Origin of the sequence: Denitromonas ohlonensis (assembly GCF_007625205.1) — a bacterium.
In the GTDB taxonomy this organism is placed as follows: Bacteria; Pseudomonadota; Gammaproteobacteria; order Burkholderiales; family Rhodocyclaceae; genus Nitrogeniibacter; species Nitrogeniibacter ohlonensis.
The window spans coordinates 16117-39341 of sequence record NZ_VMNI01000033.1 but is presented as its reverse complement, the minus strand read 5'-3'; the positions used below and the strand labels follow the sequence as shown (position 1 = coordinate 39341).

The 23225-nt window shown below is 65.4% G+C and carries 25 protein-coding genes; 18 read left to right on the top strand and 7 right to left on the bottom strand.

Annotated features, from left to right (window positions below):
- The first annotated feature begins 128 nt into the window (after positions 1-128).
- On the top strand, positions 129-1052 hold the full coding sequence (gene gluQRS, locus FHP89_RS20625) for a tRNA glutamyl-Q(34) synthetase GluQRS (protein ID WP_144177779.1): 924 nt from the start codon (positions 129-131) through the stop codon (positions 1050-1052).
- On the top strand, positions 1027-1533 hold the full coding sequence (locus FHP89_RS20620) for a CoA-binding protein (RefSeq protein ID WP_391526010.1): 507 nt from the start codon (positions 1027-1029) through the stop codon (positions 1531-1533). Before gluQRS ends, FHP89_RS20620 begins: the two co-directional genes overlap by 26 nt.
- An 8-nt stretch (positions 1534-1541) precedes the next feature.
- Here FHP89_RS20620 and clsB read toward each other — a convergent pair whose 3' ends face one another.
- Positions 1542-2732, bottom strand: coding sequence for a cardiolipin synthase ClsB (gene clsB / locus FHP89_RS20615; RefSeq protein ID WP_144177763.1), 1191 nt, complete (start codon positions 2730-2732; stop codon positions 1542-1544).
- Entirely contained in the window at positions 2729-3478 is a 750-nt protein-coding gene (locus FHP89_RS20610; protein ID WP_144177755.1) for an endonuclease/exonuclease/phosphatase family protein, read from the bottom strand. Before FHP89_RS20610 ends, clsB begins: the two co-directional genes overlap by 4 nt.
- A 97-nt stretch (positions 3479-3575) precedes the next feature.
- On the opposite strand from FHP89_RS20610, the gene FHP89_RS20605 reads away from it, so the two are divergent.
- The 3 genes from FHP89_RS20605 (at position 3576) to FHP89_RS20595 (ending at position 6935) form a co-directional block, all read left to right on the top strand.
- The gene (locus FHP89_RS20605) at positions 3576-4676 is read left to right on the top strand and encodes a RuBisCO large subunit C-terminal-like domain-containing protein (protein ID WP_144177753.1); all 1101 of its coding nucleotides are present in this window, start codon (positions 3576-3578) and stop codon (positions 4674-4676) included.
- Positions 4669-5118: a cupin domain-containing protein gene (locus FHP89_RS20600; protein ID WP_144177751.1), complete on the top strand. Its 450-nt coding sequence runs from the start codon at positions 4669-4671 to the stop codon at positions 5116-5118. The genes FHP89_RS20605 and FHP89_RS20600 overlap by 8 nt, the downstream gene beginning before the upstream one ends.
- Positions 5119-5258: 140 nt before the next feature.
- Positions 5259-6935 (top strand): methyl-accepting chemotaxis protein, encoded by a 1677-nt coding sequence (locus FHP89_RS20595; protein ID WP_186300299.1) that lies wholly within the window; start codon positions 5259-5261, stop codon positions 6933-6935.
- Between the two features lie 68 nt (positions 6936-7003).
- Here FHP89_RS20595 and nadA read toward each other — a convergent pair whose 3' ends face one another.
- Both nadA and FHP89_RS20585 read right to left on the bottom strand, forming a co-directional pair.
- Positions 7004-8104, bottom strand: a complete 1101-nt coding sequence (nadA, locus tag FHP89_RS20590; RefSeq protein ID WP_144177747.1) for a quinolinate synthase NadA — start codon at positions 8102-8104, stop codon at positions 7004-7006.
- Between the two features lie 54 nt (positions 8105-8158).
- Positions 8159-8611: a rhodanese-like domain-containing protein gene (locus tag FHP89_RS20585; protein WP_144177745.1), complete on the bottom strand. Its 453-nt coding sequence runs from the start codon at positions 8609-8611 to the stop codon at positions 8159-8161.
- Positions 8612-8660: 49 nt separating this feature from the next.
- On the opposite strand from FHP89_RS20585, the gene FHP89_RS20580 reads away from it, so the two are divergent.
- The 13 genes from FHP89_RS20580 to FHP89_RS20520 all read left to right on the top strand — a co-directional run bounded on the left by FHP89_RS20580 (position 8661) and on the right by FHP89_RS20520 (position 20494).
- Positions 8661-9839 (top strand): cation diffusion facilitator family transporter, encoded by a 1179-nt coding sequence (locus FHP89_RS20580; protein ID WP_186300298.1) that lies wholly within the window; start codon positions 8661-8663, stop codon positions 9837-9839.
- Positions 9840-10025: 186 nt separating this feature from the next.
- On the top strand, positions 10026-11435 hold the full coding sequence (glnA, locus tag FHP89_RS20575) for a type I glutamate--ammonia ligase (protein ID WP_144177743.1): 1410 nt from the start codon (positions 10026-10028) through the stop codon (positions 11433-11435).
- 135 nt (positions 11436-11570) lie between these two features.
- The gene (locus FHP89_RS20570; protein WP_313792185.1) at positions 11571-12050 is read left to right on the top strand and encodes a DUF4124 domain-containing protein; all 480 of its coding nucleotides are present in this window, start codon (positions 11571-11573) and stop codon (positions 12048-12050) included.
- Between the two features lie 45 nt (positions 12051-12095).
- Positions 12096-13160, top strand: a complete 1065-nt coding sequence (gene glnL, locus FHP89_RS20565; protein WP_144177739.1) for a nitrogen regulation protein NR(II) — start codon at positions 12096-12098, stop codon at positions 13158-13160.
- Between the two features lie 43 nt (positions 13161-13203).
- Positions 13204-14634 carry a nitrogen regulation protein NR(I) gene (gene ntrC, locus FHP89_RS20560; RefSeq protein WP_144177737.1) on the top strand — a complete coding sequence of 477 codons (1431 nt, stop codon included), beginning with the start codon at positions 13204-13206 and terminating at the stop codon, positions 14632-14634.
- Positions 14635-14716: 82 nt separating this feature from the next.
- Positions 14717-15538 carry a biotin--[acetyl-CoA-carboxylase] ligase gene (locus FHP89_RS20555; protein WP_144177734.1) on the top strand — a complete coding sequence of 274 codons (822 nt, stop codon included), beginning with the start codon at positions 14717-14719 and terminating at the stop codon, positions 15536-15538.
- Complete coding sequence (locus FHP89_RS20550; protein ID WP_144177732.1) at positions 15535-16263, top strand: type III pantothenate kinase; 729 nt, start codon at positions 15535-15537, stop codon at positions 16261-16263. The genes FHP89_RS20555 and FHP89_RS20550 overlap by 4 nt, the downstream gene beginning before the upstream one ends.
- A gap of 87 nt (positions 16264-16350) precedes the next feature.
- Positions 16351-17718: a TrpB-like pyridoxal phosphate-dependent enzyme gene (locus FHP89_RS20545; protein ID WP_144177730.1), complete on the top strand. Its 1368-nt coding sequence runs from the start codon at positions 16351-16353 to the stop codon at positions 17716-17718.
- A 10-nt stretch (positions 17719-17728) separates the two neighbouring features.
- A complete protein-coding gene (locus FHP89_RS20540; protein WP_186300297.1) occupies positions 17729-18472 on the top strand; it encodes an SPOR domain-containing protein in 744 nt (247 codons plus the stop codon).
- A complete protein-coding gene (gene coaE, locus FHP89_RS20535) occupies positions 18469-19080 on the top strand; it encodes a dephospho-CoA kinase (RefSeq protein ID WP_186300296.1) in 612 nt (203 codons plus the stop codon). Before FHP89_RS20540 ends, coaE begins: the two co-directional genes overlap by 4 nt.
- A gap of 70 nt (positions 19081-19150) precedes the next feature.
- Complete coding sequence (gene zapD / locus FHP89_RS20530) at positions 19151-19906, top strand: cell division protein ZapD (protein ID WP_144177713.1); 756 nt, start codon at positions 19151-19153, stop codon at positions 19904-19906.
- Between the two features lie 5 nt (positions 19907-19911).
- Entirely contained in the window at positions 19912-20115 is a 204-nt protein-coding gene (locus FHP89_RS20525) for a DNA gyrase inhibitor YacG (RefSeq protein ID WP_144177708.1), read from the top strand.
- Between the two features lie 130 nt (positions 20116-20245).
- Positions 20246-20494, top strand: coding sequence for a DUF2789 domain-containing protein (locus FHP89_RS20520; RefSeq protein WP_144177706.1), 249 nt, complete (start codon positions 20246-20248; stop codon positions 20492-20494).
- A 48-nt stretch (positions 20495-20542) separates the two neighbouring features.
- Here FHP89_RS20520 and FHP89_RS20515 read toward each other — a convergent pair whose 3' ends face one another.
- From FHP89_RS20515 to FHP89_RS20505, 3 genes are all read right to left on the bottom strand, one after another.
- Positions 20543-20836: a GYD domain-containing protein gene (locus FHP89_RS20515; RefSeq protein WP_144177704.1), complete on the bottom strand. Its 294-nt coding sequence runs from the start codon at positions 20834-20836 to the stop codon at positions 20543-20545.
- A 289-nt stretch (positions 20837-21125) separates the two neighbouring features.
- On the bottom strand, positions 21126-22079 hold the full coding sequence (locus tag FHP89_RS20510) for a Nudix family hydrolase (RefSeq protein WP_144177702.1): 954 nt from the start codon (positions 22077-22079) through the stop codon (positions 21126-21128).
- Between the two features lie 7 nt (positions 22080-22086).
- Positions 22087-22962 carry an ATP-binding protein gene (locus tag FHP89_RS20505; protein ID WP_144177700.1) on the bottom strand — a complete coding sequence of 292 codons (876 nt, stop codon included), beginning with the start codon at positions 22960-22962 and terminating at the stop codon, positions 22087-22089.
- Positions 22963-23225 lie beyond the last annotated feature (263 nt).

Genomic DNA, 23225 nt, shown 5'->3' with positions numbered 1-23225 from the left:
AGACCACCCGAATCCAAAGGGAGTGCAACGGCTGATTATCGACGTATCGGGCTCGTCTGTGTATTGACCATAGGTGATAGGTTGTTTGTCAGGTGCTCGCTCCGCTGCCTTGGTTTAGGATGTCGGCCATGATGAATCCCCCGTCGCCGCTACCGGTCGGCCGGTTTGCGCCCTCACCGAGCGGTCCCTTGCATTTTGGTTCGGTGGTGGCCGCGGTTGGCAGTTATTTGTCCGCGCGCGGGGCAGGGGGGCGTTGGTTGTTGCGCATTGAGGATGTGGATGCGCCGCGCTCGATGCCTGATGCGGCCGAGCGCATTATCGCCACGCTCGCGCGTTTGGGCTTCGAGTGGGACGGCCCCATCGTGTGGCAGCATGCGCGGCTCGAGGCGTATGCCGACGCGCTGCAGTCGCTGCGTGATCAGGGGCGGGTGTATGGCTGTGCCTGTACGCGCAAGATGCTGGCCGACGCGCCGCGCGCGGCAGACGGCTCGGCCCGCTACCCAGGCACCTGTCGTGCGGGTCTACTGCCGGGGCAGTCGGCGCGGGCGTGGCGTTTTCGCGTATCGCCGGGTGTGGTGCGTTTTGATGACGACGTGCAAGGGCCGATGGCCGAAGACGTGCTGGCCGATGTGGGTGATTTTGTGCTGCTGCGCGCCGATGGTCTGTTTGCCTACCAACTGGCGGTGGTGCTCGATGATGCGGCGGCGGGCGTGACCGAGGTGGTGCGCGGCATCGATCTGCTGCCCTCTACCGCAAGACAGATTGCGCTCCAGCAGGCGCTGGCGTTGCCGACGCCACGCTATGCGCATCTGCCGGTGGTGGTGGACGCCGCGGGGCAGAAGCTGTCGAAGCAGTCGCTCGCGCGGGCGGTCGATGAGTTGCCCGATACACAGGTGCTGTTCGATGCGCTGGTGTGCCTGGGGCAGTCGCCACCTGTGGATTTGCGCGGCGCGCCGCTTGCGCAAATCTGGGCGTGGGCGCAGGCTCACTGGTCGATGAATGCCGTACCTCGCCGCCCCGCGGTCAATGCAAGGAGTGACTATGATCGATGACGCCGATGGCCTGCGCCGCGTGTTGGCGCAAACACGGACGATTGCGGTGGTCGGCTTGTCGGCCAAATGGAATCGCCCCAGCTTTTTCGCCGCGCAATACATGCAGCAGCGCGGCTACACCATCATTCCGGTCAACCCGGCCTACGACACGGTGCTGGGGCAGACCTGCTATCCGAGCCTGCGGGACATCCCGGGCCCGGTGGACATGGTCGATTGCTTCCGCAAGCCCGAAGAACTGCTGCCGATTGTGGATGATGCGATCGCCATCGGCGCGCGCAGTCTGTGGCTGCAACTCGGGGTGATCAATCACGAGGCCGTGGCACGCGCCGAAGCGGCGGGCCTTGAGGTGGTGATGGATCGTTGCGTGAAGATCGAATACGCCCGGCTGTTCGGTGGTCTGGGCTGGTTCGGGGTCAATACCGGGGTGATTTCAAGCAAGCGCCCCGTGCCGCCGCCGCGCGGCGATACCGACCGGCGCTAGCCGGTGGATCAGCGCTCCGCCGTGTAGCGGTCGCCGCCGTAGCCCGACAGCCCCACCGCAAAGCGCACCAGGGCGTAGGCGATCCAGTGCAGGCCGCGTTTGAACAGCGATTTGTGGCGCCAAAGGCTGGGCTCCAGTTCGGTCGCGCCGGTGCTTATCGCGTGATCCAGGCGCTCGCGAAGCCGTTGAGCAAAGCCGTCGTCACGCACGATGACGTTGCCTTCCCGCGCCAGCAACAGGCTGAACGGGTCGAAGTTGCTGGAGCCTACGGTAGCCCAGTGGCCGTCGATGACCGCGACCTTGGCGTGCAGGAAACTGCGGTGATATTCAAAAATCCGGACGCCGTGGCGTAGCAGGGCAGGGTAGAGGGCTTTGGTGGCGTAATGCTGCAGCGCATATTCGACGCGGCCTTGCAGCAGGATGATGACGCGCACGCCCCGATCCGCCGCGCCGGTCAGTGCCTTGCGCACCCGACGGCCGGGCAGGAAATAGGCGTTGGCGATCACGATCTCGTCGGTGGCGTTGGCAATGGCGTCGAGATAGGCGGTTTCGATGTCGCGCCGGTGGCGCAGGTTGTCGCGAATGACAAAGGCGGCGCTGATGTTGCCGGCGGCATCGGTGCGCGGCTCGAGCGTGTCCTTGAGGCGCAGGCGCTGGCGAAAGCTGGCCCAGGCGACAAGCTCCCACAGGCGGCGGGCGCTGTCGTGTATCGGCTGCAGCAGCGGGCCTTCGATCCGGATTGCGTAGTCGTGGCGCGGGTGGTCGGGCAGCGCGGTGTTGTGATCGTCGATGATGTTGATGCCGCCCACAAACGCGATTCGCCCGTCGATGGTCGCCAGCTTGCGGTGCAGGCGTCGCAGGCGGTGGCGACGCAGCAGCAGCCGGCCGACCTCGCGCCGATACACCAGCATGCGCACGCCTTTATCGACCAGCAGGTTCATATGGCTGGCGACAAAGTCGCGGCTGCCAAAACCATCGACCAGCAGACTGACCACCACACCGCGCTCGGCGGCCCGCACCAGGGCGTCGGTGATCAATTCACCGATGCGGTCGTGGCGGAAGATGTAGGTCTCCAGAAACACTTCCTTGCGTGCGTGGTCGATGGCCGAGGCCAGGGCCGGAAAAAATTCGGCACCGGTCTCGAGCAGCGTGATGGCGTTGCCTTCGCTGAAGTACGGCCACAGGTCCCGCGGAATCATGCCGGCCAGGCCAGATCGGCGGTGAGCGCCGCGTGGTCAGAGATGCGCGACCAGGGCTGGCCGAAGTGCACCTGGCTGGCGCTGACCTCGAGCCCGCGCACATAGATGCGATCGAGTCGGAACAGCGGCAGGCGGCTCGGAAAGCTGCGCGCCGGTGCGCCGCTCGCGCCAGCAAAGGCTTCGCGCACGCCGAGTCGCTCGACCAGCAGATCTTCGGCATGATTGCGCCAGTCGTTGAAATCGCCCGCGATCAGCAGCGGTGCGTCATTGCCGGCGAGCGCTTCCATGCGCCGGGCGAGGGCGTCCATCTGCCGGCGCCGGCTGCCGGCCATCAGGCCCAGATGCACGCACACGCAGTGAATGGTCGGCAGCTCCGGCCCCGGCGAAATTTCGCAGTGCAGCAGGCCGCGGCGTTCGAAGCGGTGGTCCGATACATCCTGGTTGTGGCTGCTCAGAATCGGGTAGCGGCTGAGGATCGCGTTGCCATGATGGCCGTGGTCGTAGATCGCGTTGCCGCCGTAGGCGCTGGCCGGCCAGATGTCGCGCGCGAGGAATTCATGCTGCGGCTCGACCGGCCAGTCCGGGTGGCGCGTGGCGTGGCGAAAGTGCAGGCCCTGCACCTCTTGCAGAAAGACGATGTCGACTTCCAGCTGGCGCAACCGGTCGCGCAACTCGTGAATCACCATGCGGCGATTAAACTGCGAGAAGCCTTTGTGGATGTTGTAGGTGCAAATGCGCAAGTTCATGGCAGTCGGAGGCTCCCGGCCAAAGACGGCATAATCCGGGGGGTGGTCGATGCAGCACCGATCGAAGACTCAGAATGAAAAGGTATACCAGACTCCCATGAAATGGATGCATGTCACTTACCGGATTGCGGCCTCGGCCGACGATATTGATGCGCGCGCCGAGGCGCTGGCCCGTGAGCAAAGCGTGGAGTGTCCGGCCGCTGCCGTGCGCGACGTGCGGGTGCGCGAGGCGGTGATGGGCAAGGTGATTGCGATCGGGCCCGATGGGCCGGATCACTTCCGGGCGTGTATTGCGCTGGCGCTGGAGACGGTGGGCGATGATGCCGGCCAGTTGCTCAACATGTTGTTCGGCAATGCCTCGCTGCAGCCCGATGTGAGCGTGCTCGACGTGGCCTGGCCGGACGGCCTGCCCGATTTGCCGGGGCCGCGTTTTGGTGTGGCCGGTGTGCGCGAGCGCCTCGGCGTGCCGCGCGGGGCGATCACCTGCACCGCGCTCAAACCGGTCGGCAGCTCGGTGGCGGCGCTGGCCGCGCTGGCCGGTCAGCAGGCGCGGGCGGGCTTTCATCTGATCAAGGACGACCACGGGCTGGCCGACCCGGTCAGCGCGCCCTTTGCCGAGCGCGTGCCGGCGATTCAGGCGGCGGTGGACGCGGCCAATCGTGACACCGGCGGGCGCTGTGTGTATGCGCCGAACCTGTCGGGCGGGCCGCGCGCCGTGCAGCGCCAGCTCGCGATCTGCCGGTCGGCCGGCGTGGGAGCGGTGATGCTGTGCCCGCTGGTGCTGGGCGTGTCGCAGGTGGTTGAACTGGTGCGCGATGAACTTGATGTGCCGGTGTTGGCCCACCCCGCGCTGGGCGGCGGCCTGCGCATCGATCCGGCCTTGCTGTTTGGTACGCTGTTTCGCTTGATCGGGGCCGATATGGTGATCTTCCCCAACCACGGCGGGCGCTTCAGCTATGACGTGGCAAGCTGCCAGCAAATCGCCGCCGCCCTGTCCATGCCACTTGGCAAGCATGCGCCGGCCTTGCCGGTACCGGCCGGGGGCATGACGCCCGAGCGCGTGGGGGAGATGTGCGCCAGCTATGGCGAGGACGTGGTCTTGCTGGTCGGCGGCGCCTTGCTGGCGGCCGAGGACCCGGCACGGGCGATGCGGGGCTTTGTCGAGGCCGTGGCGGCCGAAGGAGTGAGGCATGGATGAGCAGCCGATTCGACGGGCACTGCCCGGCTACCGTTGGGACGCGGTCGATGTGCTGGCCTACAAGACCGAGGGCACCGCACCTTTCAAGGACGTGACCCGTCAGCGTTTGTTTCAGGCGGACGACCTGGGGTGTGAGTTGCGCTATTTCGAGGTCGCGGCGGAGGGGCACTCCACCCTCGAGCGCCACCAACACGCGCATGCGGTGATGGTGTTGCGGGGGCGGGGCGCCTGCCTGGTGGGCGAGCGCGTTCAGTCGATCGGCCCGCATGACCTGGTGCATATCCCGGCCTGGACCTGGCACCAGTTTCGCGCCAACGGTACCGAGCCGCTCGGGTTTTTGTGCATGGTTAACGCCGAGCGTGACCGCCCGCAACTGCCCACGGCGGAGGATCTGGCGGCGCTCAAACAAGACCCGAGGCGCGCGGCCTTCATCCGCAGTTGACCGCTGTCAATTTTTCGACACAAAGTTGGCCCGAATAGGGTGAGTGCCATCAAGTCGGCGGCTCTGGCGTCGTAGGGAAGCCATCGTTCTTAAGGCCCTGTCCTGGGGCATCGGGTGGCGTCATGCAATGGTTCAATCGAATGGGACTGGCTCGCCAGTTTCTGCTTCCGGTGGTCGTCAGTGGGTTGGTGGTGATGGCGGCGGTCATGCTGTTGTTGAACCAGATGCGCAGCGACACCGCGACCGCGGCCGGCATCAATACCGCGTCGGCCGTGGCCGACCAGATCATTTCGCTGCGTGCGTTCTACACCAAGGAAATCGTGCCCCGCGCCCGCACCGCCGGCGCCACGCTGAACTACGATTTTCTCGATCACAACAATGTGTTGCCGCTGCCGGCGACCCTGGTCAAAACCCTGGGTGAGAGCATCGCGCGGGATCACGAGGGCATGCAGGTGCGGCTCTACAGTCGCTTCCCGTTTCCGCATCGCGCCAAGACGGAGCGCTATGACGCGTTTGAGCAGGCGGCGCTGGATGCGCTGGACAAGAATCCCAAAACACCGTTCAGCCGCGTTGAAACCATCAATGGTCGGCTGTCGCTGCGCTATGCCGTGGGCGACCTGATGGCCGAGGGCTGCGTGGGCTGCCACAACAGCCACCCGGAAACCCCGAAGAACGACTGGAAGGTGGGTGATCTGCGCGGCGTGATCGGTGTGACGGTGCCCATCGACGGCATCGCCAACGAGATCAACGGTGGTGTCGGTCAGGTCATGGCGCTGATTCTTGGCGGCGGCCTGCTGGTCGCGGTGCTGGCCTGGTTCGTGGCGCGACGGGTGTCGATGAGTGCTGCAGCGCTCAGCGATGCGGCGCATCAGGTGCAGGTCAATTGTGACCTGCGGGTACGGGCGCCCGAGGGTACCGGCGAGCTGGCGCGGATATCGGACAGTTTCAATCATCTGCTCGACTCGCTGAACGAGATCATTCGCGGCGTGCGCAGCAATGCCGAAGCGGTGGATGGCTCCGCACAGCGCTTGAGTACGGCGGCCGAGCAAGTGCATGCGGCGTCGACGGCGCAAGCCGATGCGGCGGCCGAAACCGCGGCGGCGATGGAGGAAATGTCGGTCAGCGTCAGCACCGTGGCCGACCATGCCAGCGACGTAACGGGGCTGGCGGGCGACAATCTGTCTCAGGCCAGGCAGGGGCAGAAGACGCTGGCGGAGCTGTCATCGGAGTTGGTGCGTACCGAAGCGGCGGTGCATGCGATTGCCGAGTCGGTGACCGAGTTCGTGGCCCGCACGCGCAGCATCGAGAACATGACCGGGCAGGTGACCGAAATCGCTGAGCAGACCAATCTGCTCGCGCTGAATGCCGCCATCGAAGCCGCTCGGGCCGGTGAGCAGGGCCGTGGTTTTGCGGTGGTGGCCGATGAAGTGCGCAAGCTGGCCGAGAAATCGGCCAAGGCCGCGCACGAGATTGATCGCGTGACTGCCTCGCTGGCGGATCAGTCCAAGTCGGTGGAGAGCGCGGTGGCCCAGGGCACGGCCGCGCTGGATGCCGGCAAGGTGCATCTGGACAGCATGAACGGCATCATGGCGGCGACCGGCGAATCGGCTACCCGGGCAGCACAGGGGATGACCGAGATTTCGGGGTCGGTGAAAGAGCAGACCTGCGCGAGCCATACCATTGCGCAGCACGTGGAGCAGATCGCACGCGCGACCGACGAAAATGCGGCGGCTGTGGCGCGCACGGCTGAAGCGGCTGAATCGCTGCGTCAGCTATCGACCGATCTGAAAGCCTCGGTGGACCGCTTCCAGGTCTAAGGTCTAAGCCCAGCCGACAACAAAAACGGCGCCGATTCAGGCGCCGTTGTTGTTGGTGTAACGCGGGCTCAGGACACCGAGAGCATGCGCTCCAGCGCGACCTTGGCCATCTCGGCCTCGTGCGGCGGTACCGAGATGCGATTGACCACCTTGCCTGCGACCAGGTTTTCCAGCGTCCAGGCCAGGTGCTGCGGGTCGATGCGCTGCATGGTCGAGCACATGCACACGGTCGGCGCCATGAATTCGACGATGGTGCCGCGGGCCTTTTCTTCTTCGGCCAGGCGATTGACCAGATTCAGCTCGGTGCCCACCAGCCAGCGCGAGCCATCGGGGCCGGCCTTGATGGTCTTGATGATGTATTCGGTCGAGCCGACGTAATCGGAGTTCTTGCATACCTCGAGGTTGCTCTCGGGGTGGGAGATGACGAACCCGTCCGGGTGCTGCATGCGCCAGCGGCGGATGTGGCTCTCCTGGAACATCTGGTGCACCGAGCAGTGGCCTTTCCACAGCAGGATGCGGGCCTTCTTGATCTGCTCGGGGGTGAGGCCGCCGTATTCCTGGTCCGGGTCCCAGACCAGCATTTCGTCGAGCGGGATGTCCTGCTTGTAGCCCGTCCAGCGGCCGAGGTGCTGGTCGGGGAAGAACAGCACCTTCTCGCGCTGCTTGAACGACCAGTCGAGGATGGTCGGTGCGTTGGTCGAGGTGCACACGATGCCGCCGTGCTCGCCGCAGAAGGCCTTCAGGTCGGCGGCCGAGTTGATGTAGGTGACCGGTGTGATGAGCTCGTCCGGATTGCCGAGCACCTCGGTCAGCTCGCGCCAGCAGCGCTCGACCTTGGCCAGATTGGCCATGTCGGCCATCGAACAGCCCGCGGCGAGGTCGGGCAGGATCGCGATCTGCTGGTCGCTGGACAGGATGTCAGCCACCTCGGCCATGAAGTGCACGCCGCAGAACACGATGTACTCGGCACTGGTCTCGGAGGCCAGCTTGGCCAGTTTGAGCGAGTCGCCGGTGAGGTCGGCGTATTGATAGACGTCGGCGCGCTGGTAGTGATGACACAGCAGCACGGCCTTGTCGCCCAGCTTGGCGCGGGCCGCGCGGATGCGCGCGTGGGCGTCCTCGTCCTTGAGGGCGTTGAAGCGGTCGAAATTGATGGTAGCGACTTCCATGTCCTTCCTTGTGGTCAGGTACGCGTATCAGACAGTGTGCGGGGGAATCGGTTCTCAGCCCTGCTGCCAGGGCAGGCCGGCCTTGCGCCAGCCGCCGATGGCATTGCGGCGGCCGCGGGCATCCTTGTCACCTTCGAAGCCTTCGAGCACGTTGTAGCTGTTCGAGTAGCCGGCCTCGGTGGCCACCGTTGCCGCCTTGCTTGAGCGTTGGCCGCTGCGGCAGATGAACAGCACCACCGCCTCCGGATCGATCTGGCGTTTCAGCTCGGTCAGGAAGTGCGGATTGGGCTGGTTGCCGGGATAGCTCATCCACTCGATTTCGGCCGCGTCGGGAATCCGCCCGACCCAGTCCCACTCGGCGCGGGTGCGCACATCGACCAGACGTGCGCCGGGGGCGGCTTGCCACACCTGGTGCGCTTCGGTCGGCGTGAGGGCGCCGGCGTAGGGAAGGTTCAGGTCGCGGGCACGTTGTTGCGCCAGCGAAAGAATATCGGTGAGTGTGCCCATGGCGGCGATCCGGCTAGAATGGCGGACTCGCAAGTATACCCGTTCAGCCATGACTGGCGAAGCCAAGCCCACCCCCATGCCGATTGACGACGTCCAGCGCTCGCGCCAGACCCAGCAGGTCACGCTCGTCGCCATGGCGACCAACCTGACGCTGACCGTGTTCCAGCTGATTGTCGGCCTTTTTTCCAACGCCTTCAGTCTGGTGGCCGATGCCATGCACACACTGTCGGATCTGCTGACCGACGGCCTGGTGCTGCTGGCCGCGCGAAAAGGCGCGGACCCGGCCGACGCCAACCATCCCTACGGCCACGATCGCATCGAGACCGTGGTGTCGATGTTCCTCGGGCTGGTGCTGGTGGTGGTCGGTTGCGGTTTTTTGTGGAGCGCCGGTGTTCGCATTCAGGGCGCCGATGCCTTGCCGCCGCTGCATCCCGTCGCGTTGTGGATGGCGCTGGCCACCCTGGCGGCCAAAGAAGCCTTGTTCCGATATACGCTGGCGGCCAGTCGCCGGCTCGATTCGCGCATGCTCGAGGCCAACGCCTGGCATGCCCGCACCGACGCGGCCTCCTCGCTGGTGGTGGCGATCGGCATCGGCGGCGGCTTGCTCGGTTACCGGTTTGTCGAGCCGCTGGCCGCCGCGCTGGTCGGCTTCATGATTTTGCGCATGGGCGTCATGCTGGCCGCGGCCGCGATTCGCGAGCTGGTGGATACGGCGGTGTCGGAAGAGGTGGTGAACAAGATTCGTGACACCATCGCCGCCACCCCCGGCGCGCGCGGCGTGCACGATCTGCGCACCCGGCGCATGGCGCATCGTATTTTGTGCGATGCGCACGTGCTGGTGGATCCGCGCATCAGTGTGTCCGAGGGGCACGCCATTGCCGAGGCGGTGCGCCTGCGGGTGTGCCGGCAGCACGCCAATGTGCAGGATGTGCTGGTGCACATCGACGCCGAGGACGATCTCGATGTCCCGGTGATCCCCGTCGGGCCGATGCCCGATCGTCAGACGCTGGCCGGCTGGCTGCCGGGACTGCTGGGCGATGACACGCCCGCACCGAAGCGCATGCTGGTCCACCATCTCGGTGGCCGGGTTGAGCTTGAACTGTTTTTTCCGCTGGACTGGCTTTCCGCCGACGGGCGGGTCGCGCAGCTGAATGCCCGCCTGAAGGCGCACTTGCCCACTCACCCGGAGATTCGGGCTGTGCGCTTGCATGGGCTGGTTGCACACTAATGGTGCGGCGCAGGAATTTATGCACCATTTGGGTGCGCTGACGTTCCGGCTTGGCCCCGAATTGGGGCGAAAAGGGTCGTCGTTTCGTGGGGTAAGTCGTGGCATGATATCTGCTAAGAAAAACCCCGTTGATTTGCCAGTCATGGCAGGTTTTGTCTAATTCGTCTCACCACGCTAGGAGTGACCATGAGTCCTGAGAATGTCATGAAGATGATCGAAGACAACGAAGCGCGCTTCGTTGACTTCCGTTTCACCGATACCCGCGGCAAGGAGCAGCACGTGACCGTGCCGGTGTCCGCCTTTGAGCTCGATCACTTCGAGCATGGTCACCCCTTCGATGGTTCGTCCATCGCCGGTTGGAAAGGCATCCAGGCTTCCGACATGATCCTCATGCCGGAAGCGTCCTCTGCCTACATCGACCCGTTCTACGACGAAACCACGCTGGTGCTGGCTTGCGACGTGATCGAGCCGTCCGACGGCAAGGGCTACGACCGCGACCCGCGTTCGATCGCCAAGCGCGCCGAGGCCTATCTGAAGAGCTCCGGCATTGGTGACACCGCTTACTTCGGTCCGGAACCCGAGTTCTTCATTTTTGACGCAGTGGAATGGTCAGTCGACATGTCCGGCGTCTACAGCAAGATCGTCTCCGAAGAAGCTGCCTGGTCGACCGCCGACAAGTTCGAAGGCGGCAACACCGGCCACCGTCCGCGCGTCAAGGGCGGTTACTTCCCCGTCCCGCCGGTCGATAGCCTGAACGACATCCGTGCCGCCATGTGCCTGGCCCTCGAAGCCTGCGGCGTGCCGGTCGAAGTGCATCACCACGAAGTGGCCAACGCAGGTCAGTGCGAAATCGGTACCAAGTTCAGCACTCTGACCCAGCGCGCTGACTGGACCCAGCTGCTCAAGTACATCGTGCACAACGTGGCCCATCAGTACGGCAAGACCGCTACCTTCATGCCCAAGCCCATCGTTGGTGACAACGGTTCCGGCATGCATGTGCACCAGTCGATCTGGAAAGATGGTCAGAACCTGTTCGCCGGCAACGGCTACGCCGGTCTGTCCGACATGGCTCTGTATTACATCGGCGGCATCATCAAGCACGCGCGCGCGCTGAACGCCATCACCAACCCGGCGACCAACTCCTACAAGCGTCTTGTGCCGCACTACGAAGCACCGACCAAGCTGGCTTACTCGGCCCGCAACCGTTCGGCGTCGATCCGCATTCCGTACGTCGCCAACCCGAAGGGCCGCCGTATCGAAGCCCGTTTCCCGGATCCCATGGCCAACCCGTACCTGTGCTTCGCCGCGCTGCTGATGGCCGGCCTGGACGGTATCCAGAACAAGATCCACCCGGGCGACGCCGCCGACAAGAACCTGTACGACCTGCCGCCGGAAGAGGATGCACTGATCCCGACCGTGTGTACCAGCCTCGATCAGGCACTGGAATACCTCGACAAGGATCGCGAGTTCCTGACCCGTGGCGGTGTGTTCTCCAATGACTTCATCGATGCCTACATCGCACTGAAGTCGGAAGAAGTGGATCGTCTGCGTATCACCACGCACCCGGTCGAATTCGATCTGTACTACAGCCTGTAAGCCGAATTTCGGTTGATGCGTTGTAAAAGGACGGAGCATTGCTCCGTCCTTTTTTCTTTTTGGGGGCCGGAGGCGAAGCAAACCGCCGCGCGGGTTGCTACACTGGGCCATCCAACAAATCGTACGGACATGCCAATGAAATGTGTTCTTGTGCTTGCCGCTGCGCTGATCAGCCCGCTGGCGCTGGCCGATGTCTATAAATGCGTCGAGACCGATCCGGCCACCGGTCAGAAGCGGGTGACCTACACCAATTCGCGCGACGCCAAAGACTGTGAGCGTCTGAGCCGGGATCTGCCGGTGTCCTCGGTGCCTGGCACCTCGACCGGCAAGGCGTCGGCCGCGTCACCGTCGAGCGGGAGCTTCCCCAAAGTGTCGTCCGACGATCAGCGCGCACGCGATGCCGATCGCCGCAAGCTGCTCGAAACCGAACTGGCGACCGAAGAGGCGTCACTCGAAGCGGCCCGCAAGGCGCTGGACGAAGCCGACGCGGTGCGTTACGGCAACGAACGCAACTATCAGAAAAAGCTCGACCGCCTCCAGCCGTTCCAGGACGCGGTGGCGCAACATGAGCGCAACATCGAAGCCTTGAAAAAAGAACTTTCCAATCTGCGTTGATCGCGCCGCAGGAAGTGGCGCGTTAATTGCTCTGACTTCCTGCATATGACTCAAGACGCCACCCGAAACAATCAGTTTGCCGGTCTCGACCTGTTGTCGACCGCCGTGGTGCTGGTCGATGAAAAGCTCATCGTTCGCTACCTCAATGCAGGGTCCGAAAACCTGTTCGGCGTCAGCGCCCGTCGTCATGCCGGTCGCTCGCTGGGCGCCTTGCTGGGCGAGCCGCCCGGCCTGGCGCCAGCGCTCTACAACGCCCTCAACAACAACTGGAGCTACACCGGCAAGGATCTGCGCATCGTGCCGCCCGGTCGCGAGTGCGCGATCGAGGTCGACTGCACGGTCAGTCCGGTCGAGGCGCCGGGGATCCGTTTGCTGCTGGAATTCCGGCCGATCGAAGCGCAGCTGCGTGTCACGCGCGAAGAGGTGCTGCTGCAGCAACAGCAGGCCAACCGCGAGCTGATCCGCAATCTGGCGCATGAAATCAAGAATCCACTGGGCGGCATTCGCGGCTCTGCTCAGTTGCTCGAAGGCGAGCTGGACGATCCGCAGCTCAAGGAATACACCCAGGTCATCATCGCCGAGGCCGATCGGCTGCAGGCGCTGATGAAGCGGCTGCTCGGCACGCACGCGGTCATGCGCCCGGCGCCGCTCAATTTCCATGATGTTCTCGAACGCGTGCGGCGGTTGATCCTGGCTGAATTTCCCGGTGTGATCGTGCGGCGCGATTACGACACCAGCCTGCCCGACCTGACCGGGGATCGTGAGCAACTCATTCAAACCGTCCTCAATATCGTGCGCAATGCCGCGCAAGCCGTGGAGGGCGATGGCGAGATCATTTTGCGCACCCGCGCAGCCCGCCAGGTCACGCTCGCCAAGCGCCGGCACAAACTGGCACTCGAATTGCAAGTGATCGACAACGGCCCGGGGATTCCTGAAGAAATTCGTGACCAGATCTTCTATCCCCTGGTATCGGGCCGGGACGGAGGGAGCGGACTGGGGCTGTCGTTGGCGCAAGGCTTTGTTGAGCAGCACCACGGCATGATTGAAGTCGATAGCGTCCCCGGACGTACTTGTTTCACCTTGCTGTTGCCGATTGCGGACCGTCACTGACCCGCGATCGTGCAGCTCGCACCAAAATAGTGCATACATAGATATGGAAACCGTCTGGATCGTTGATGATGATCGCTCCATCCGCTGGGTGCTTGAAAAAGCCCTGGCGCGGGAGAACATCACCCACCGTAGTTTCGAATCCGCGGTGGAGGCGGGCGAAGCGCTCGAAGCGCTCAGCCGGCCACCCAAGGTGCTGGTGTCCGACATCCGCATGCCGGGCGAATCGGGTCTGAGCCTGCTCGAAAAAGCCAAGGCCCGCTTTCCGGATCTGCCGGTCATCATCATGACCGCGTATTCCGACCTCGATAGCGCGGTGTCGGCCTTCCAGGGCGGCGCCTTCGAGTATTTGCCCAAGCCCTTCGATCTCGAACAGGCCCTGAGCCTGGTGCGGCGAGCGGTCGAACAGGGCGAAGAGCAGGTGGTCGATACCGATGAATCGGTGCTCACCCCCGAAATCCTCGGCCAGGCGCCATCGATGCAGGAGGTGTTCCGCGCCATCGGCCGGCTGGCCCAGTCGCATGCCACGGTGCTCATCAACGGTGAGTCGGGCTCCGGCAAGGAGCTGGTGGCCCGCGCCTTGCACCGGCACAGCCCGCGCCGCGACGCGCCCTTCATCGCCATCAACACCGCCGCCATTCCGCGCGATCTGCTCGAGTCCGAGCTCTTTGGTCATGAGCGCGGCGCCTTTACCGGTGCGGCCACGCAGCGTCGGGGCCGTTTCGAGCAGGCCGACGGCGGCACCCTGTTTCTGGACGAGATCGGCGACATGCCGGCCGAGTTGCAAACCCGGCTGCTGCGCGTGCTCTCCGATGGCAACTTCTACCGCGTCGGCGGCCATCAGCCGATTCGCGCCAATGTGCGGGTAATTGCCGCCACCCACCAGGATCTGGATGAACGGGTCAAGGACGGCCTGTTCCGCGAAGACCTCTATCACCGGCTCAACGTCATCCGCCTGCGCTTGCCGCCGCTGCGCGAGCGTCGCGAAGACATCCCTTTGCTGGTGCAGCACTTCCTCAAGAAGAGCGCGCGCGAGCTTGATGTCGAGACCAAGCGCATCTCCAGCGCTGCGCTTCAGCATCTGCAAACTCAGGTCTTCCCCGGCAACGTCCGACAGCTCGAAAACCTGTGCCATTGGCTGACGGTGATGGCGCCCGGCCAACTGGTGGAAGTGGCGGATCTGCCGGTCGAGTTCCGCGAAGCGGCGGCGCATGAAGTGGGCGGCGGTGACTGGTGCAGCGCGCTCGGACGCGAAGCGGATCGCTTGCTGGCGGCGGTGCCGGGCGAGGTCTTCGAGCAGCTCACCCGGGCCTTTGAACGCACCCTGATCGAGCGCGCGCTGGAGACCACCGGCGGACGCCGGATCGAAGCCGCCCAGTTGCTCGGCATCGGTCGCAACACCATCACGCGCAAGATCCAGGAGCTCGGCCTCGACGGCCCGCGCGAGGACACACACGCCGCCTCATCGGCCGACTGAGTCGGGCCATTCATGCCGCAGCCGCCGCCCGCCGTGCCCGGTGGGCTGTCGGCGGCCGGCGATTGGGACATAATGCAGTTTTATGACTGCCGCCTCCCGACCCGTGCCCGCTACTGCGCCTTCTCCGCTCGATCTCGATACGCTGCGTACCCACCTGGGGCCAGACGCCGACGCCTTTGCGTTCGATCTGCGCGCCGAGTGCGACTCCACCAATTCCGTGCTGATCCAACGCGCGCCCGCCGACGACGGTCGGGTGCCGGTGGTGGCCTGCGAACTGCAGACCGCCGGCCGTGGTCGCCGGGGCCGCCAGTGGCAGGCCTGGCCGGGCGCGAGCCTGACCTTTTCAGCGATGTGGCGCTTCCCCGTCGGCGCGCCAGTGCCGGCCGGGCTCTCGCTGGTGGCCGGGATCGCCGTGGCGACGGTGCTGGAAAACGCTGGCGTGGCCGGTGTCGAGCTCAAATGGCCCAACGACATCCAGGTGCACGGGCGCAAGCTCGGCGGCATTCTGGTCGAGCTGGCCTCGGCGCGGCAGGTGGCCGCGGTGGTCGGTATCGGGCTGAACCTGTCCTTGCCGGGCGAGGCGAGTATTCCCGGGCGCAGCGATGTCACCGCGCTCGATCAGGTGATTGATGATCTGCCCAGCCGCGAAGCGCTGCTGGCCGACTTGTTGCGCGTGCAACGCAGTCTGTTCGAGACCTATGCCAACAGCGGATTCGGCGCGTTTCAGGGCGCCTGGAATCAGCGCAACGCCTATGCCGACCTGCCGGTGCGGCTGATCGGTGAAACCGACAGCCTCGAAGGCATCTGCCTCGGCGTCGATGTCGACGGCGCCTTGCGCCTGCAGACCGACACCGGCGTGCGCCGCGTACTGGCCGGCGACGTGAGCTTGCGAGCCGCCGGATGATGCTGCTGCTGGACGTGGGCAACACCCGCCTCAAATGGGGCTTGCGCGAGGCCGATCAATGGCTGGCGCAGGGCGCTTTCGCGCATGACGAAGCCTGGGCTTTCGACGCCGTGCTGCCGCCGCCGGGCCGGATCGACGGCGTGTTTGGCGCCTCGGTGGTGTCGCCTGCCTTGCGCCACCGGGTGGCCGAATCGCTCGCGCCGTGGGGCCATGCCCCCCAGTGGCTGACGCCCACGCGCGAGGCCTGCGGCGTGCGCAACAGCTATGCAAACCCCGCCCAGCTGGGGGCCGACCGCTGGGCTGCGCTGATCGGCGCGCAAGACCATGGCGCGGCGCCGTGTCTGGTGGTGACCGCCGGCACCGCCACCACGATTGACGTGCTCGACGCCGAGGGCGTGTTTCGCGGCGGGTTGATTGCCCCCGGGGTCGACCTCATGCGTCGCGCGCTGGCCGGCAACACCGCGCAGTTGCCGCTGGCCGACGGCCGGGTGATTGATCTGCCGACCTGCACGGCCGACGCGATCACCATGGGCTGCCTGCATGCCCAGGCCGGCGCCATCGAGCGCATGTATCGTCACGTGGCCGATTTGGCTGGGGCCAGCTGCCTGCTCAATGGCGGGGCGGCGGCCCAGATTGCACCGCTGCTGGGCGTGCCGTTGCGGATCATCGACAACCTTGTGCTCGATGGCGTGGCCGTGGCGCAGCGTCACGGGTGCTTTCGATGAAACGCCAGACGGGCTAAGATGCCCGCCGGATACGGACGACGTCGGGCCAGCCCGGCGCCAATACAAAAACATAATGGAGAACCGCCGATGAGCGAGCCGACACGCATTTTGATGACCGAAGAGGACATCCCGACCCACTGGTACAACATCGCGGCCGACATGCCGAATGCGCCGCTGCCGCCGCTGGGGCCAGACGGCTCGCCCGCCACACCGGAGCAGATGAGCGCGATCTTCCCGGATGCGATCATCGAGCAGGAGATGAGCTCGCAGCGCTGGATCGAGATCCCCGACGAAGTGCGCGAGATCTACAAGATCTGGCGCCCGACGCCGCTGGTGCGTGCGGTGCGTCTTGAAAAAGCGCTGGGCACGCCGGCCAAGATCTTCTTCAAGTACGAGGGCGTGTCGCCGGCCGGTTCGCACAAACCCAACTCCGCGGTGCCGCAGGCCTATTACAACAAGCAGGCCGGCATCAAGCGGCTGACCACCGAGACCGGCGCCGGCCAGTGGGGCTCGTCCATCGCCTTTGCCGGCGGTATGTTCGGCATTGATGTGCGGGTGTTCATGGTGAACGTGAGCTATCAGCAAAAGCCCTTCCGCCGCTCGATGATGCAGACCTGGGGTGCCGAAGTCTTCGCCAGCCCGTCCAACGAAACCCAGACCGGCCGCGCCATTCTGGAGAAAGACCCGGAGAACCAGGGCTCGCTCGGTATCGCCATTTCTGAAGCGGTCGAAGAGGCCGCCGGCCGCGCCGACACCAAGTACACCCTCGGCTCGGTGCTCAACCATGTGCTGCTGCACCAGACCGTGATCGGCCAGGAGTCCAAGAAGCAGCTTGAAAAAATCGGCCTCTACCCGGATGTGGTCATCGGCCCTTGTGGCGGCGGCTCCAGCTTTGGCGGCATCGCCTTCCCCTTCCTGTGCGACCAGATCGCGGGCGAGAAGCGCGCCGAAAAACTGCGTTGCGTGGCCGTCGAGCCGGCCTCCTGCCCGACGCTCACCAAGGGCGCCTACGCCTACGACTACGGCGACGCCTCGGGTTTTACGCCGTTGATGAAGATGTACACGCTGGGCCACGACTTCATGCCGCCGGGCATCCACGCCGGCGGTCTGCGCTATCACGGCGATTCGCCGCTGGTCTCGCAGCTCTACCACGAGAAGCTGGTCGAAGCCGTGGCCGTGCCGCAGCTGGCCACCTTTGAAGCCGGCGTGCTGTTTGCCCGCCATGAAGGCATCATCCCGGCGCCCGAATCCTGCCACGGCATCCGCGCCGCCATCGACGAAGCGCTGGTATGCAAAGAGACCGGCGAGCCCAAGGTGATACTGTTCAACCTGACGGGCCATGGTCACTTTGACATGGCGTCCTACGACCGCTACTTCTCCGGCCAGCTCGAAAACTACGAGTACCCGGCCGAAGCGGTGGCCGCGTCGCTGGCGCATCTGCCCAAAGTCGGTTAAGGAGCCAAGCGTGCCGATCCTGCGTTTTCTGATCATTCTGCTGGTGCTGGTCAACGCGATTGCGCTGGCGGCCTGGCAAGGCTGGTTTGGTCAGGACGGCACGCGCAGCGAGCCTGAGCGAGTGACCAATCAGCTCAAGCCCGAGCAGATTCAGGTACTTGATGACGCCGCGGTTGCGGCCTTGCAGGCCGAGGCGCGTTCGGCTGCGGCGCCCGCGCCCGCGCCGGTCGTCGTGCCGCCGCCCGAGCCGGCACCGCCGCCGGCGCCCGTCGTCGAAGCGCCACCGCCGGTGGTCAGCGTACCGAAAGCCTGCGTGGCCTTTGCCGGTCTGGACGACGAAGCGGCGGATCGGCTCACGCGGCAGGCGCTGCGCGAGCCGGACTTCACCGCGCGCGACAAAGCCACCACCGATGTCACCTCCTGGTGGGTGCACATCCCCGCGCATCCCACCAAAGACGCGGCCGAGCGCCGCGCCAGCGAGATCCGCGCCAAGGGCTGGAACGATTTGTTTGTGGTGGGCGAGAACGGCGCCCGGCCATTGACCATCTCACTGGGTTTGTTCAAGTCGGAAGCGTCGGCCAAAGAACAGGTGCGCCGCATTCAGGCCAAGGGTGTGCGTGGCGTGGTCATCGAAGAGCGGGGCGATACCACCCATCGCATCGAAATCAGCGGGCCGGCCGAAGCACTGATCGAGCGCGCGGCTGAATGGGCCGGTGCCTATGCTGGTGCCACCCGCGAGGATTGCTTGCCGTGAGCGCGACGCGCTGGATCGTCGGGCTGACCGGCGGTATTGGTAGCGGTAAAAGCGCGGCATCGGATCGCTTTGGCGAGTGCGGCGCGGCGATTGTGGATACCGACCTCATCGCCCGTCAGCTCACCGCCCCCGGCGGCGCGGCAGTGCCGGCCATTCGTGACGCCTTTGGCGATGCCCTCATCTCGGCCGATGGCGCGCTCGACCGTGACGCCATGCGCGCGCGGGTGTTTGCCCACCCGGCCGAGCGCCAGCGCCTCGAAGCGATCCTGCACCCCATGATCCGCGCCGAGTCCGACCGTCAATGCGCCGAGGCCGACGCGCCCTATGTGGTGCTGGTGGTGCCGTTGCTGATCGAGTCCGGCACCTACCGTCAGCGTTGCCAGCGGATCGCCGTGGTCGATTGCGAGGAGGCGGTGCAGGTGGCGCGTGTCATGCGCCGTTCGGGGCTGCCCCCCGCGCAAGTCGAAGCCATCATGGCGGCGCAGCTGCCGCGGGCCGATCGGCTCGCTGCCGCCGACGACGTGATCGACAACAGCGGCGATCTCGACCACCTCCATCGGCAGGTCGATGCCTTGCATCAGCGCTATCTCGCGCTCGCCAGCGCCTGAGGCCGGCGTAAGCGCTGTGCTATCATCGCGCGGATTATCAGGAGGTTGGCAAACCCATCAGGCGCATGCGGTGATTACTTTCGAATACCCACTCAACGAACGCATCCGCACCCTGCTCCGGCTGGAAGATCTGTTTGCCCGTATCGCGCACACGCTGCGCGGTGAATCGCCTATTGACCACCACGTCACGCTGACCGCCATCTTCGAAATGCTCGAAGTGGCCAGCCGCTCCGAGTTCAAGGTCGATCTGCTGCAGGAGCTCGAGCGCCAGCGCCAGTCGCTGCTCGCCTTCCGCGACAACCCCGATATTTCCGAAGAAGCGCTCAGCGGCGCCCTGTACGAAATCGAGCAGGCCACGGCCGGCTTGTTGTCGGTGTCTGGCAAGATCGGCCACTACCTGCGTGAAAACGACTGGCTCATGGGCATCCGCAGCCGCGCCGCGATTCCCGGCGGCGCCTGCCAGTTCGACCTGCCAGCGTATTACCACTGGCAAAACCGCGACGTCGAAGCGCGCCGGCGCGACCTCGAAGGCTGGATTCGCCCGATGCTGCCGATCCGCGACGGTCTGGCGATTGTGCTACGCCTGCTGCGCGCCAGTGGCCGACCCGAAATGCAGACCGCCTGCCGCGGCAACTACCAGCTGACCATGGGCGGCCGCCCGATCCAGATGGTGCGTGTCCGCGTCCAGCTGGGCGCCCAGGCTGTGCCCGAAATCAGCGCCAACAAATACGTGCTCAACGTGCGCTTCATGCGCCCCGACACCATCAGCCGACCCCGCCAGTGCGAGAACGACGTCGAGTTCGAACTCACGCTGTGCAATCTCTGAGTCCGATGACCCGCGATACCGCCCCCCGCATCGTCAAATGCCCCCACTGCGCCAAGCCTGTCGAATGGCGCACCGACAACAAATTCCGCCCTTTCTGTTCCGAGCGCTGCCGCCAGATCGACATGGGCGCGTGGGCTTCCGAGAGCTACCGCATTCCGGCCGCCAAGCCGCCGGATGGCATGTCGGACAGCTTCGAAGACGATCAGTAACGTCGCATCGCCGGCCAAGCCGGCGTAGAGTCGACCTGACACACCCGCGCCCTGGGCCGATGCTCAGGTCTTGAGCGGAAGCTTTGCGTGCGCGTGGTGTATGTCAATTCGATTTCGGAAGGAGAACCGTATGGAAACCCCAGTCCATCCTCTGTCCGCCTTGTTTGCCCAGCTTGGCTTACCCAACGACGCCGCCAGTATCGACACTTTTGTGGCGTGTCACGCGCCACTGGCCGGGCATATTCCACTCGCGGCAGCGCCGTTCTGGAGTCCGTCCCAGGCGGCTTTTCTGCGTGAGGAGATCGCCGAAGACGCCGACTGGGCCGAGGTTGTCGACACGCTGAATGCGCGTCTGCGGCAAGGCGCCTGGGATAGCTGACACTGCTGAGCGGACGGACACCGCCCGCTCAAGCCTGGGATCAGCGCGTCAGCCGAGCCGGCTGGTAATGCCAGCCAGTTCGGTGCGCGAGAACGCGCGCAGGGTTTGTAGGCGCACATTGCCGCCCGAGGCCGTGGCCAGGGCAAATGCCGTGGCCGACTCATCGTCTGGCGCATCGATGGTGGCGATCAGGTCGTACTGACCCATCGTCCAGTACAGCTGTGTCATCGTCGCGCCAAACTTCGCGGCCAACTCCTTGACGGCGTCGGCCCGTTCCGCCGAGTTCTTGATGGCGCGGATCCCTTGATCGGTGAAAGTGCATAGTGCGATATAGGTCGCCATGCTGCGTGCCCTCCAATGTCGGCCAGCGCGTGCTCGTCACCCGGTGTGGCCGTGTGGGGCCGGGCGGCGCGAATGCCGCTGGTCGCGACGGCGCGGCATGCGTGCAAGGCGAACAGCGTGAATGCCGGCGCCATGTAAACCACCATAGATGCGAATGGCGGGAGGCGCCGGTTTATCTTGGACGCTGGCGGGTATGGGCCGGGCAGTCGCTGGTGACAGCGGTCAAGCCGGATGGCGCGCTCTGCCGTGCGAGGGCGCGGACCTGTTGAAGCTCAGGTGAGTCTGGCGCTCAGGCCCAACTCCCCCGAATCCCCGCGACACCATGCGCACCGGCCGCACGCGCCGCGCCCATGTGCTCAAGGCTGACCCCGCCGATGGCGAATACCGGCATGGGTAGCCATCGGGCGAGGGCGGTGAAGCCGGCCCAGCCGAGCGAGGGGCTGTTGGGGTGGCTGGGGGTGGCGTTGACATGGCCGAGCACGGCGTAGTCGAGGCCGAGTTTGGCGCAGTGTTCGAGCTCGGCGCGGGTGTGACAGGAGGCGCCGACCCACTCGAAATCGGGGCGAGTGCCGCAGGCCATGAGCTGACGGGCGGGCAGGTGCAGGCCGTGGGCGTCGGTGCGTCGGGCGAGGTCGGCGTCGCCGTTGACCAGCGCCAGCGCGCCGGCGGCGTGGCAGCGCTGGACGATGCTGTGGGCGAGGCGCTCGCGCGGGCGGGTGTCGAGCGTGGTGTCGCGGATCTGCACCAGCTTGAGGCCACGGGCCAGGGCGCGGTCGAGCGCGGCGAGTTGGGCATCGACGCCCATGTGGGCGGCGTCGGTGATGCCCATCTCGCGCGGCAGGCGCAGCGCCTTGAGGATGGGGCCGTTGGCCGGCAGCATGGGCGCGACGCTGAAGCGCTCGGGGTGGTCCCAGGCGAGCGCGGCGTGTACATGGTCGTTGATGTCACCGGACCACTCGGGCACTTCAAAGAAGTGCAGGCGGACGTTGGCGTGTTCGTAGTCGTGCTCGCGCATCAGCCAGGGCCAGCAGGTGTCGACGGTGATGCCGAGTTCTTCGTCGAGCTCACGGATCAGCGCGGCGCGCGGTTCTTCGCCGGGCTCCACCTTGCCGCCGGGAAACTCCCAGTAGCCGGGGTAGAAGGTGCCTGGCGCGCGCTGGCCGAGCAGCACGCTGCCATCGGGTTGGGTGATGACGGCGGCGGCGACGTCGACGCGTTTTTTGGGGGCGGTGGTGCCGGTCATGCGCGTCTCACTTGGCGTGCCGGCCGGCGTAGTCGCGGGCAAACTGCCAGGCCACCCGACCACTGCGCGAGCCGCGCATCAGCGCCCACTGCAGGGCCTCAGTGCGGGCTTTGTCGATCCTGGCCTTGGCCACGCCGAACTCGCGCAGCCAGTGGCACACGATATCGAGGTAGGCGTCCTGATTGAAAGGGTAGAAAGACAACCACAGCCCGAAACGCTCGGACAGCGAGATTTTCTCTTCGACCGCTTCGCCGGGGTGGATCTCGCCGTCGACGTTGTGTGCTTCGCGATTTTCGGCGTGGTACTCAGGCATCAGGTGGCGACGGTTGGAGGTGGCGTAGATGATGACGTTGTCGGGCACCGCGGCGAGCGAGCCGTCGAGTACGCTCTTGAGTGCCTTGTAGGCCGGCTCGGCGTCTTCGAAGGACAGATCGTCGCAGAACAGCACGAAGCGCTCGGGTCGGGTGCGCACCAGTTCGACGATCTCGGGCAGGTCCATCAGATCCTGCTTGTCGACCTCGATCAGGCGCAGGCCCTTGTCGGCGTAGCGCGCCAGCATGGCTTTGACCAGCGAGGACTTGCCGGTGCCGCGCGCCCCCGTGAGCAGCGCATTGTTGGCTCGGCGCCCTTTGACGAACTGGCGGGTGTTGGCGTCGAGGCGCGCGATCTGGTCGGCCACGTCCTGCAGGTCTTCGACCCGGATCAGATGCGGATGGGGGATCGCCTCAAGCCGCGCCTGTGCGCCGCGGCGCAGCCAGCGGAACGCGATCGCGCTGTCCCAGTCGGGGGCGGCGGGCGGCGCGGGCAGCCAGGCATCGAGCCGGTCCAGGGTTTTTTCGAGGCGCGCAAAAAAGGCGGCCAGCTCAGGAGATGTCGGAGTCATCAGATGTGTTCTTCTTTCGTGGCCAGGTGGCCCAGACAATGACGAGTAACAATGCCAGCGCAACGCCGGCTTCCAGCAGGATCACCCACATGGCAGGCTCCGGTGGCAGGTTGGGGAAGGGCGGTCACGGCTATACTGCCGGCTTCGCTCGACCGAGTGTAACTGATCTGTCCGCCATGTTCCTTCGTCTGTCCGTCTGGCCTCGTGTGGCTGGATTATGTGTGTTGTTGTCTGCCTGTGCTACCGAGCGCGTGGCCGACTGT

Coding starts and splice junctions, on each gene's coding strand:
- gluQRS (WP_144177779.1), top strand. CDS start 129: ATGATGAATCCCCCGTCGCCGCTACCGGTCGGCCGGTTTGCGCCCTCA.
- FHP89_RS20620 (WP_391526010.1), top strand. CDS start 1,027: ATGCAAGGAGTGACTATGATCGATGACGCCGATGGCCTGCGCCGCGTG.
- clsB (WP_144177763.1), bottom strand. CDS start 2,732: ATGATTCCGCGGGACCTGTGGCCGTACTTCAGCGAAGGCAACGCCATC.
- FHP89_RS20610 (WP_144177755.1), bottom strand. CDS start 3,478: ATGAACTTGCGCATTTGCACCTACAACATCCACAAAGGCTTCTCGCAG.
- FHP89_RS20605 (WP_144177753.1), top strand. CDS start 3,576: ATGAAATGGATGCATGTCACTTACCGGATTGCGGCCTCGGCCGACGAT.
- FHP89_RS20600 (WP_144177751.1), top strand. CDS start 4,669: ATGGATGAGCAGCCGATTCGACGGGCACTGCCCGGCTACCGTTGGGAC.
- FHP89_RS20595 (WP_186300299.1), top strand. CDS start 5,259: ATGGGACTGGCTCGCCAGTTTCTGCTTCCGGTGGTCGTCAGTGGGTTG.
- nadA (WP_144177747.1), bottom strand. CDS start 8,104: ATGGAAGTCGCTACCATCAATTTCGACCGCTTCAACGCCCTCAAGGAC.
- FHP89_RS20585 (WP_144177745.1), bottom strand. CDS start 8,611: ATGGGCACACTCACCGATATTCTTTCGCTGGCGCAACAACGTGCCCGC.
- FHP89_RS20580 (WP_186300298.1), top strand. CDS start 8,661: ATGACTGGCGAAGCCAAGCCCACCCCCATGCCGATTGACGACGTCCAG.
- glnA (WP_144177743.1), top strand. CDS start 10,026: ATGAGTCCTGAGAATGTCATGAAGATGATCGAAGACAACGAAGCGCGC.
- FHP89_RS20570 (WP_313792185.1), top strand. CDS start 11,571: ATGAAATGTGTTCTTGTGCTTGCCGCTGCGCTGATCAGCCCGCTGGCG.
- glnL (WP_144177739.1), top strand. CDS start 12,096: ATGACTCAAGACGCCACCCGAAACAATCAGTTTGCCGGTCTCGACCTG.
- ntrC (WP_144177737.1), top strand. CDS start 13,204: ATGGAAACCGTCTGGATCGTTGATGATGATCGCTCCATCCGCTGGGTG.
- FHP89_RS20555 (WP_144177734.1), top strand. CDS start 14,717: ATGACTGCCGCCTCCCGACCCGTGCCCGCTACTGCGCCTTCTCCGCTC.
- FHP89_RS20550 (WP_144177732.1), top strand. CDS start 15,535: ATGATGCTGCTGCTGGACGTGGGCAACACCCGCCTCAAATGGGGCTTG.
- FHP89_RS20545 (WP_144177730.1), top strand. CDS start 16,351: ATGAGCGAGCCGACACGCATTTTGATGACCGAAGAGGACATCCCGACC.
- FHP89_RS20525 (WP_144177708.1), top strand. CDS start 19,912: ATGACCCGCGATACCGCCCCCCGCATCGTCAAATGCCCCCACTGCGCC.
- FHP89_RS20520 (WP_144177706.1), top strand. CDS start 20,246: ATGGAAACCCCAGTCCATCCTCTGTCCGCCTTGTTTGCCCAGCTTGGC.
- FHP89_RS20515 (WP_144177704.1), bottom strand. CDS start 20,836: ATGGCGACCTATATCGCACTATGCACTTTCACCGATCAAGGGATCCGC.
- FHP89_RS20510 (WP_144177702.1), bottom strand. CDS start 22,079: ATGACCGGCACCACCGCCCCCAAAAAACGCGTCGACGTCGCCGCCGCC.
- FHP89_RS20505 (WP_144177700.1), bottom strand. CDS start 22,962: ATGACTCCGACATCTCCTGAGCTGGCCGCCTTTTTTGCGCGCCTCGAA.